The organism is Flavobacterium rarum (SeqCode), assembly GCF_965234445.1.
Classification (GTDB): Bacteria; Bacteroidota; Bacteroidia; order Flavobacteriales; family Flavobacteriaceae; genus Flavobacterium; species Flavobacterium rarum.
Genome location: NZ_OZ248483.1, coordinates 103,184 through 113,653, shown reverse-complemented (window position 1 = coordinate 113,653; position 10,470 = coordinate 103,184). Strand labels below are relative to the sequence as shown.

Here is a 10,470-nt window from a genome sequence, read left to right as displayed (position 1 = left end):
GACAAAGTCCTAATCTTAATATAAGTCCAATTACTTTGTTAAGGAGATGGTTTACTTTGTCAGTTTGGTTACTTTAAAATTAATTCTATTTTGCTTAAAAAAACATATTACAAATCTAAAGGTTAAGGGTTTCTCACTACGCTTTTTCAAAATATAACTCTCGCAAAGACGCGAAGACGCCAAGAAATCGACTCTTAACTTTGCGCCTTTGCGTCTTGGCGAGAAAAAACAAAGCTTAACTTAATGACATTGGGCTATAGCTATAATTTTAAAATCTTTATGAAAGTGCCTGCTCCAAATCGGCAATGACATCGGCCACGGTTTCTAATCCTACGGATACTCGCACCAAACCATCGGTAATACTTACCGCCAAACGTTCTTCTTGAGACAATTTACTGTGGGTTGTAGAGGCTGGATGCGTTACTATGGTTCTGGTATCTCCTAGGTTTGGGGACAAGGAACACAATTTTATTTTGTCCAAAAAGGCTCTTCCTGCTTCGAGTCCGCCTTTGATTTCGAAGGCCACGATGTTACCTCCTAATTTCATTTGCTTTTTGGCAATTTCGTATTGCGGATGTGATTTCAAAAAAGGATATTTCACTTTATTCACCTGAGGATGGCTTTCCAAAAACGTTGCCACTTTCAAGGCATTTTCACAATGTCTGTCTAAACGAATGGCCAATGTTTCTAAACTTTTTGATAATACCCAAGCATTAAATGGCGATAAGGAAGGACCTGTAAGTCGAGAAAATAAATAGATTTTCTGAATCAATTCGGCATCTCCAACGGTTATTCCGCCCAAAACTCTACCTTGACCATCTATCAATTTTGTAGCTGAATGCACTACCAAATGTGCACCCCATTTTATCGGTTGCTGTAAATAAGGTGTAGCAAAGCAGTTGTCAATTATCAAAATCAAATTATGTTTTTTGGCGATAGCTCCTAACAATTCCAAATCGATAATGTCTACTGCTGGATTGGTTGGAGATTCGGCAAAAAGAATCTTTGTGTTTGGTTTGATGAAACTTTCAATGGTTTCGGGCTTGTCAATATCAAAATACGATGTTTCAATTCCCCATTTCGGAAAATAATTGATAAACAACGAATGTGTCGCTCCAAAAACACTACTTGCCGAAACAATATGGTCTCCTGAGTTCAACAAAGCCGCCAAAGTTGAATACACGGCCGCCATTCCCGAGGCAAAGGCGAATCCCGACTCAGCACCTTCCATTTTACAAATTTTGTCTATAAATTCGTTGGTATTGGGATTGCTATAACGGCTGTAAATATTTCGGTCTTTCTCCTCAGCAAATGAAGCGCGCATATCTTCGGCATCTTCAAATACAAAACTAGATGTTAAGTATAAAGGCACTGAATGTTCCTGAAATTGCGTTCTTTCTAATTGGGTACGTATGGCTTGGGTTTCAAAACCAAATTCTTGTTCGTTCATATTTTAAGGTTAGAATTTAGAAGTTAGAAATTAGAAGTTGTTGGAATTGATCACTTACGCCAATTCAACTCCGTTCAAAACTACTTTATAATGTATGGTTGCAGTTGGTTCCAATGTTTTGGAAACTGAGCAGTATTTATCGAAAGACAATTGAGCCGCTTTGGTTGCTTTGTCTTCTTTAATAATTCCTTCCAATGAAAACACTATATAAATGTCTTTGAATGGTTTTGCTTCTCCAACTTGCACGCGTTCGCCTTCTACCTCAGCTTTGAAAGAAGTAATTTCCTGACGCTGTTTTTTTAGAATCGAAATCATATCAATCGCGCTACAACCTGCAACGCCCATTAATACCAATTCCATTGGGCTTGCGCCCATATCGTTTCCGCCAAATTCCGGACGGCTGTCTACGTTTACAATATGACCTCTTTCGTTTTTTAACTCAAAGTGGAAGTTATCGTTTACTCTGTTAAGTGTTATTTTCATTGTTATTTTTTTAAAAAAAATTGAATTAATTTGTACCAACTCTTTAGAGTACAATTAAGAAAAGTAATATTGAAATTATCCAAAATATAGCATTAAACCAACCATCTACGAATAAACTTCTATCCATTGTCCAAAAAGTATCCGACGTACTTCTTTCGTATTTCAAATAAAATAATTTACTCATTGTATAATACATTGTTTGAGAAATCAGTGGCATAAATAAAGAGTTAATAGCAGTGTTTTTCAAAAAACCATTTATAAAAAAAATTGAAGCGATTAGAAAAAAAACCACATTAACTATCAATAATCTAGAAAACCAAAACTTATCATCGAGTTTACTTTTATCAAATAAAAACACAATTGACACATTCATTCCAATTATAATGAAGATTAAATCCATAAAGTATAATGTTTACTTATTTCCTAATTTCTAAAATCTGAAATCTAAAATCCCTACCCTTTATCCGATAACCTCAAAATATCTCCAAAAACGCCTCTCGCCGTTACTGCCGATCCTGCTCCTGCTCCTTGGATCACGATTGGTCGGTCTCCATAAGATTCTGTATAAATTTCGAAAAACGAATCCGAACCTTTTAATCCGCCCAAAGCAGTTTCTTTTGGTACCGAAACCAGTTTCACTTCCAGATTTCCTTTGTCGTTTTGCAAATCACCAGATAATTCTCCAATGTATCGCAACACATGATTGGGTTCTTGATCTGCTTTAATTTTGGCATAAATAGGATCAAATTCGGTCAATTTATTCAAGAAATCAGAAACATCACCTTCACGTAAATGTTCTGGAATTAAATTCTGAATATTAATCTCTTCAAACTCGTTTTGCAAGTCCAATTCTCTCGCCAAGATCAATAATTTTCTACCAACGTCATTCCCACAAAGGTCTTCTCTTGGATCTGGCTCGGTGTAACCATTATCGATTGCTTCTTTTAATATCTCACTAAACGGAGCGTCTTTCGCAGAAAAATTATTGAATAAATAACTCAAAGTTCCTGAGAAAACTCCTTTAATCTTAGTGATATTTTCACCCGAAAGGTGCAATAATTTTATCGTATCAATCAATGGTAAACCAGCACCAACATTAGTCTCATAAAGGTAGGTTTTTTGATTGTCTTCCAACACTTGTCGCAATTGTTTATAAAATGCATAACTCAAGGTATTTGCTACTTTATTGGACGATATCAAGTCAAAACTATTCTCCGCCAATTTGATGTAATTTTCAACAAAAACAGCAGATGCCGAATTGTCAATCGCAATCAAATTCTCCAAGTGATGCTCGTTTGCAAAAGCAATAACATCATCAATCGTATACGAAGTTCCGTTGGTTTGAATTTCATTTCTCCAATTTGGCGAAACGCCGTCTTTATTCAAAAGCACACTTTTGGAATTGGCAATAGCAAAAACATTCAGTTTAATTCCTTTGCGTTTTTCGATAGCACCAGCCGATTCCAAAATTTGGTTAATCAACGTTCCTCCTACCAATCCGTGACCAAAAATCGCAATATTAATTTTCTTCGAAACTCCAAAAATCTCTCCGTGAATTACATTCAAAGCCTTGTTCAGTTCCGATTTTTTCACTACCAAACTCACGTTTTTACCCGTAACCGTGTTGTTGAAAAGGATCGGAACAATTTTGTTTTTGATTAAAGCGGTATATGGTTTGTGAAACGTACTCAAATCCTGCCCGATTATCGAAATCACCGAAACATTATCGGTAACCGTAATTTTGTTAACGTCTTTGGAGTAAAAATCATTTTCAAATTCTTTTTCCAATTCAATCATCGCGCGAGTTGCTTTATCAGCATCTACTACAAGCCCAATACCTCTTTCTGAAGAACCTTGCGAGATGATACTCACACTAATTTCGTTGTCTCCCATCACTTTAAAAATACGGGCATCAACTCCGGTTTTTCCTAGTAATCCTCTTCCTTCCAGATTTACCAAAGCCACATTTTCCAGAACCGAAAGTGTTTTAATTCCTTCTTTATCAGCTTTGCCAGTAATCAATGTTCCTTGATTTTCGTGATTGAACGTATTCAAGATTCGCAACGGAATATTTTTTTCAATCAACGGAATAATAGTTTTGGCATGCAAAATTGTGGCTCCAAAATTGGCTAGCTCATTGGCTTCGTTAAAAGACAAATGGTCAATTTTTTTGGCATCCAGAACCAAATCAGGATTCGCTGTATAAATTCCGTCAACGTGCGTATAATTTTGAAGCTCCTCTGCATCCAGATAATTCGCCAGCAATGAAGCTGTGTAGTTACTTCCGTTTCTTCCCAAAGTTGTCGCCTCGTTTTTGGTGTTAGAACCAATAAAACCAGTCACCACATTCACCGTTGTGCCGTTGTGCTCTTTAAAATACGCCACCACATTTTTCTTCGAAATCTGTTCAACTGGCTGTGCATCTCCATAATTCGAGTCGGTTTTTATCAACTCTCTAGTGTCGGCAAAGTTGGCGTTGATACCGTTTTGGATTAAAATAGCTGTCAACAATTTGGCCGAAAGCAACTCTCCTTTAGACAGCACTTCATCTTTTATTTTCACGCTATAATCCCCAATTAAGCTCACGCCTTCAAAAAGTTTTTCGAGCTTATTGAACTCTTCAGTCAAGTCCACATCTGCATAAACATCTTGTTGGTAGGTTTTAAAATCTTCAAAAAGTGGCTTGTAATTTCCATTTTTAGCCGCCAAAGCCAATATCTCTTCCAATTCATCTGTAGCGTTTCCACGCGCCGAAACCACTACAGCAATCTGTTCTCCGTTAGTTACTTTTCCAGCAATAATCGCCACCACCTTATTGATTCCGTCTCCATTTGACAAAGACTTTCCTCCAAATTTTAATATTTTCATTATCCTATTTTTTAAAGCCGAAATCTTGTTTCAACCATTTTTCTATTTCTATTTTCCTGCAAGGTTTTTTCTAACCTTGTAGGTATGTTTGTTAGATTCTAATACCTACACCGTCAAAAAAAGACCATGCAGCAAAATCTGTAAACCAATTATTATCAACTATTATACTCTTTTGGGCGTGCCCCCGTTAAGAAAAGGGGCTTACTTGTAGCACCGCTTACAAAGCCCCTTTCCTTAACGGGGTCGGGCTGTTGCTGCTACTTCGGTAGCTTAGCCCATCCCTCACGCGAGCGGTGACCCAGACCTTTTTCGTTTAACCAGAAGCTTTTATTTCCTAAAAAACCTTTTCTCAATCGAACCCTATTCCTGTATGGTCTTTTTCGGACCTTGTAGGTATTCTGGTTTTTATAGTCATACCTACAAGGTTAAAAAAAAACCTTGCAGGACAACCAAAAAATATTTTAACTAAAAAAAAACTTTTCTCAATCGAACTCTATTCCTGCAAGGTCTTTTTCAGACCTTGTAGGTATTCTTGTTTTTATAGTCATACCTACAAGGTTAAAAAAAACCTTGCAGGACAACCAAAAAATAGTCTAATTAAAAACCCCTTTCAGCAAATTATCAAGTTGTTTATATTCAATCAAAAAAGCATCGTGTCCGTGAATGGAATCAATCTCTTGAAACGTTACATTGGCTTTGTGTTTTTTTAATTCCTCATAAGTTTCTTTATTCTCCTTTACCGTAAAAAACAAATCCGAATTGATTCCAATAATATGAATATCCGCTTCTATTTTTGAGGCTACACTAATAAAAGACTCTCTATTTCTTGAAATATCTATCGTTTTCAGCAATTGATTCATCAACTTATATGCCGAAAGCTGAAACCTTTTTTGTAATTTCTTACCATGATGATTCAGCCAACTTTCGATATTAAAAACCGCTAATTCTGTGTTAGTTGTTCTGTCAAATTTTGCTTTAAAAGATTCTGGCGTTCGGTAACACAACATCGCGTGAATGCGAGCGTCTTCAATTGGCTTAACCGAATTATTCAAAATTTGTTCTTGCAAAAAACAATTGGCAATCAACCAATCTGTCGATTTCCAGTCGGTTGCAATCGGAATTAAATGTTTTGTGATTTGTGGTGATAATCCAGCAATTTCCCAAGCAATTCCGCCACCTACAGAACCTCCGATGATGGCAAATAATTGCGTAATTTGAAGTATTTTGAGTCCTTCTATAAAAAGTCTGGCTATATCTCTAGCCGTAAAATCCAAATAGTTTTCGATTACAGTATCGTCAAAACCATTCCCAGGAACATTAAAAGCAAGTATGGTATATTTATTGGTGTCTATCGTTCTGTTCTCGCCAATGAGTACATTCCACCAACCTTTTAAGCCCACCACTTGTGAATTTCCAGTTAATGCATGATTGACCAAAACAATAGGCGCAGTATGCAATACGGGACCAAAAAGCTGATAACTCAAATTAAGCGTAGCATAAAAAGCACCACTTTCGGTAGTGAAATTTTGTATGGTAATTGTGTTTGGTTTATTTTCCAATTTCAAATCTATTTTGATTTTTTGATTTGTACCTGGAAATATTATGAAGAAAGCTAGAAAAAACTAGATGATTTCTTGTGTTATCTGTCCACGTTTGGCGTGGTAGAATGCAGCACCTTCTTCGATAAATCGAAGGGTTGCTAAGGCTTCATTGGGTCTAATCCCTCTGCCTTTCTTTATAACATTTCAATACGTTTCTGAACTTAGCAAAGGTTTTGAAATAAAACAATTACTTAACAGTGCAAATTAACTACAATTTTATGAAACAAGCAAATAATAATTCAATTCATATTCGAAATAATAACTGCTCATCAATTAAAAAATTGCCACGAATTGAACCAATTCTCACGATTTTATTTCCATTAAAAAAAATAGTTCGTGTTTTTATACGCACAATTCATGGCAAATATTTTTTAACAACACATTTTCTGTTGCAGTCTTATTATTAGATAAAAAGAGTTTCGTTTTCTTTAGAGTACATATGAAACAACAAAGAAGTTTTGCCTTTTTTTGATTTCAAATCGAAATTTTTATCTACATGAAATCTCGTATGGTCCAACTCTTTCATTGGGTTAAACGGTTCTACTTTTATTGCTTTTAAAATTGCATTTTTTAGTAATTCTATTCTGCTTGTGATATATGTTATAGTTTTCATCTTTCTTTATTTTACAATTAATTTTTATTTTTATGGCTTGTAGGTTGAATACTGTAGGGCATTTTTCTTATTAACACAATTCGATTAGTTTCCTAAAAAATAAATTGTGTTTACTCTTATTTCAATTCGACAAAAATGGCAGACAAATCGGCTTTTAAATCTTCAATATCTTCCAAACCTACAGAAAGTCGAATCAAATCTTTGGTAACTCCCGTGGCGACCTGCTCTGCATCCGACAATTGCTGATGCGTTGTACTAGCGGGATGGATAATCAAGGATTTGGTGTCTCCAATATTAGCTAAAAGTGAAAATAACTTTGTTTCATCAGCCACTTTCTTCGCCGCTTCAAATCCTCCTTTTAAACCAAATGTCAGCAAACCGTTTTGTCCTTTTGGCAAATATTTCTGGGCTAAATCATAATACTTACTCGATTTCAAACCGGGATAATTGACCCAAGCTACCGCTTCTTGTTTTTCTAACCACTGAGCTATTGCCAATCCGTTTTCGGAGTGCTTCTGGACTCGAACTGGCAAGGTTTCCAATCCCTGTATAATCTGAAAAGCATTAAACGGACTCAAGGCTGCTCCATAATCCCGTAATCCTTCAATTCTTACTTTGGCAATAAACGCTGCATTTCCAAGTGCTTCATGATAAATCAACCCATGATAACTAGGGGAAGGCTCTGTAAACTCAGAAAATCTTCCACTGCTCCAATCAAAAGTTCCAGCATCAATAACAACTCCTCCTAATGAAGTTCCGTTTCCTGAAATGTATTTGGTCAGGGAGTGAATGACAATATTAGCTCCATGTTCAATAGGATTCAATAAATAAGGTGATGGAACTGTGTTATCTACAATAAATGGAACTTTAAAGGCTTTGGCTTCTTCCGAAATGGCTTTAAGGTCAAGAACGTCTAATTTTGGATTTCCTAAGCTTTCTGCAAAAAATATTTTAGTGTTTTCTTTGGCAGCTTTGGTAAAATTAGTAGGATCAGATGGGTCAACAAATGTGGTTGTGATCCCCAATCTTGGCAAAGTTGCACTCAATAAATTATAGGTTCCACCATACAAACTATTAGAAGCTACAATATGATCTCCCGTTTTTAGCAAAACCAACAACGAAGTAGCAAGTGCAGCAGTTCCTGAGGCAGTTACTACTGCACCAATCCCTCCTTCAAGAGTAGCCAAACGTTGCTCTAGAATATCATTTGTTGGATTATTTAATCGGGTATAAATAAATCCAGCTTCTGCAAGTCCAAATAAATTGGCGGCATGTTCCGAATTATTAAACACATAAGATGTCGTTTGATAAATAGGCACCGCTTGTGTTCCAGCGTGTTTTGTAACATCATGTCCTGCGTGCAATGCATTGGTTGCGAATTTATTTGAACTCATAATTTATTTTATTTAATTTTTTATTTAAAAAAACTTTTCTGTTTTTATTTCTATTTTGACTTTTCCATTTTGATAGCCGAAAAACAAAAAACCCTTTTAGATACATATCCAAAAGGGTTTTAAGTTATATGATAAACTTATACTTTTGGAATCAGCAACTACAAATACACATAATGGCATTGACACACATCATCGTCTTCGATTTGTAAATGGCAACCTGAATGTTTGAGTAATTTTGCTTCATGCTTTATTATTAATTGATATCGTATTGTTTAAAAAAAGAACTAAAAAAAAACCCCCCAATTTTTTGGGAGGTTTTTGCTATATTTTTTGAATTTAAAATTAAGCTATACACTCCGTGCAGGATTTTTCCTGAATGGTTTTAGACATATTGCACACATTAAATTTCATCTTTTTTGTTTTTGTTGTAGCAAATTTGCAAACTTTTTTCCATTTTTCCAAATGAAAATCGGTAAAATAACAATAAACTAACATTTCATTCATTCTCTAACATATTATTCTAAAGTTAATTCCTGTTTTCTATCAAAAAAAAAGTTAAGAACAATTTACAATTCAAAATGGTTTCATACATTTGCACCCGAATACAAGAGGAAAAATTTGAACTGATTGCAACCTCTTCATAATGAACTGGATTCATTATGGATACTGAAAATTTTCAGTAGAAAAAATGCTAAAGCAGAAACTCTCCTTTAGCCTTTCTAGCAATTATTTTTTTCTCGATTAATTTTAAAAAATTATAATTATTATGGCATATTTATTTACGTCAGAATCTGTAAGTGAGGGACACCCAGACAAAGTAGCAGATCAAATTTCGGATGCATTAATTGATAACTTTTTGGCATTTGATGCTGACTCAAAAGTAGCTTGTGAAACATTGGTTACAACTGGTCAAGTAATATTGGCGGGAGAGGTAAAATCAAACACTTACTTAGATGTTCAACAAATTGCACGCGAAGTGATTCGCAAAATTGGTTATACAAAAAGTGAATACATGTTTGAAGCCAACTCTTGTGGTATTCTTTCAGCAATTCACGAACAATCTGCAGATATTAACCAAGGAGTTGACAGAGCTAGCAAAGAAGAGCAAGGAGCTGGTGACCAAGGAATGATGTTTGGTTATGCAACAAATGAAACTGAAAATTACATGCCTTTGGCACTTGATTTATCTCATAAATTATTGCAAGAATTAGCGATTTTGAGACGTGAAGACAACGAAATAAAGTATTTACGTCCTGATGCAAAGTCTCAAGTTACTTTAGAATATAGTGATGACAACAAGCCAACACGTATTGATGCTATCGTAATTTCTACGCAACACGACGATTTTGACGAAGAAGCTACTATGCTTGCTAAAATCAAAAAAGACATTGTAGAAATATTAATTCCGAGAATAATTGCAAAAAATCCTGCTCATGCACACTTATTCAATGATAAAATTCAATATCATATTAATCCAACAGGGAAATTCGTAATTGGAGGACCTCACGGAGATACAGGATTGACGGGAAGAAAAATCATTGTAGATACTTACGGTGGAAAAGGAGCTCACGGTGGTGGTGCTTTCTCTGGAAAAGACCCAAGTAAAGTAGACAGAAGTGCAGCTTATGCTACTCGTCATATTGCCAAAAACCTGGTTGCAGCTGGTGTTGCCGATGAGATTTTGGTACAGGTTTCTTATGCAATTGGTGTTGCAAAACCAATGGGTATTTTTATTGATACTTACGGAACATCAAAAGTAAACTTAACAAATGGTGAAATTGCCAAAAAAGTAGAAGCTATTTTTGATATGCGTCCTTACTTCATCGAGCAACGTTTGAAATTAAGAAACCCAATCTATAGCGAAACTGCTGCTTACGGACACATGGGACGTACTCCAGAAACCGTAACCAAAACATTCTCTGCTCCTGGTGGTTTAACAAAAACGGTAACAGTTGATTTGTTTACTTGGGAAAAATTAGATTTCGTTGATCAAGTAAAAACTGCTTTTGGATTGTAAAAAAATCTAAAATTATTTAAATATAGAAACCGTCTTGTTTTATA

General features: G+C 35.4%; 8 protein-coding genes and 1 riboswitch. Of the genes, 1 reads left to right on the top strand and 7 read right to left on the bottom strand.

Annotation, left to right across the window (positions count from 1 at the left end):
- Positions 1-277: 277 nt before the first annotated feature.
- From AC8GF4_RS06235 to AC8GF4_RS06205, 7 genes are all read right to left on the bottom strand, one after another.
- Positions 278-1,450: a trans-sulfuration enzyme family protein gene (locus AC8GF4_RS06235; RefSeq protein WP_506593388.1), complete on the bottom strand. Its 1,173-nt coding sequence runs from the start codon at positions 1,448-1,450 to the stop codon at positions 278-280.
- Between the two features lie 54 nt (positions 1,451-1,504).
- Positions 1,505-1,933: an OsmC family protein gene (locus tag AC8GF4_RS06230; protein WP_506593387.1), complete on the bottom strand. Its 429-nt coding sequence runs from the start codon at positions 1,931-1,933 to the stop codon at positions 1,505-1,507.
- Positions 1,934-1,976: 43 nt separating this feature from the next.
- The gene (locus tag AC8GF4_RS06225) at positions 1,977-2,333 is read right to left on the bottom strand and encodes a hypothetical protein (protein ID WP_506593386.1); all 357 of its coding nucleotides are present in this window, start codon (positions 2,331-2,333) and stop codon (positions 1,977-1,979) included.
- Between the two features lie 53 nt (positions 2,334-2,386).
- Positions 2,387-4,801 (bottom strand): bifunctional aspartate kinase/homoserine dehydrogenase I, encoded by a 2,415-nt coding sequence (gene thrA, locus AC8GF4_RS06220; RefSeq protein WP_506593385.1) that lies wholly within the window; start codon positions 4,799-4,801, stop codon positions 2,387-2,389.
- 593 nt (positions 4,802-5,394) lie between these two features.
- Positions 5,395-6,360 carry an alpha/beta fold hydrolase gene (locus tag AC8GF4_RS06215; protein ID WP_506593384.1) on the bottom strand — a complete coding sequence of 322 codons (966 nt, stop codon included), beginning with the start codon at positions 6,358-6,360 and terminating at the stop codon, positions 5,395-5,397.
- A 77-nt stretch (positions 6,361-6,437) separates the two neighbouring features.
- Positions 6,438-6,545: riboswitch (SAM riboswitch) on the bottom strand.
- 260 nt (positions 6,546-6,805) lie between these two features.
- Positions 6,806-7,015 (bottom strand): hypothetical protein, encoded by a 210-nt coding sequence (locus AC8GF4_RS06210; RefSeq protein WP_506593383.1) that lies wholly within the window; start codon positions 7,013-7,015, stop codon positions 6,806-6,808.
- Between the two features lie 116 nt (positions 7,016-7,131).
- Positions 7,132-8,409: an O-acetylhomoserine aminocarboxypropyltransferase/cysteine synthase family protein gene (locus AC8GF4_RS06205; protein ID WP_506593382.1), complete on the bottom strand. Its 1,278-nt coding sequence runs from the start codon at positions 8,407-8,409 to the stop codon at positions 7,132-7,134.
- Between the two features lie 766 nt (positions 8,410-9,175).
- On the opposite strand from AC8GF4_RS06205, the gene metK reads away from it, so the two are divergent.
- Positions 9,176-10,426 (top strand): methionine adenosyltransferase, encoded by a 1,251-nt coding sequence (gene metK, locus AC8GF4_RS06200; RefSeq protein WP_116764085.1) that lies wholly within the window; start codon positions 9,176-9,178, stop codon positions 10,424-10,426.
- Positions 10,427-10,470 lie beyond the last annotated feature (44 nt).

Coding starts and splice junctions, on each gene's coding strand:
- AC8GF4_RS06205 (WP_506593382.1), bottom strand. CDS start 8,409: ATGAGTTCAAATAAATTCGCAACCAATGCATTGCACGCAGGACATGAT.
- thrA (WP_506593385.1), bottom strand. CDS start 4,801: ATGAAAATATTAAAATTTGGAGGAAAGTCTTTGTCAAATGGAGACGGA.
- AC8GF4_RS06230 (WP_506593387.1), bottom strand. CDS start 1,933: ATGAAAATAACACTTAACAGAGTAAACGATAACTTCCACTTTGAGTTA.
- AC8GF4_RS06235 (WP_506593388.1), bottom strand. CDS start 1,450: ATGAACGAACAAGAATTTGGTTTTGAAACCCAAGCCATACGTACCCAA.
- AC8GF4_RS06210 (WP_506593383.1), bottom strand. CDS start 7,015: ATGAAAACTATAACATATATCACAAGCAGAATAGAATTACTAAAAAAT.
- AC8GF4_RS06225 (WP_506593386.1), bottom strand. CDS start 2,333: ATGGATTTAATCTTCATTATAATTGGAATGAATGTGTCAATTGTGTTT.
- metK (WP_116764085.1), top strand. CDS start 9,176: ATGGCATATTTATTTACGTCAGAATCTGTAAGTGAGGGACACCCAGAC.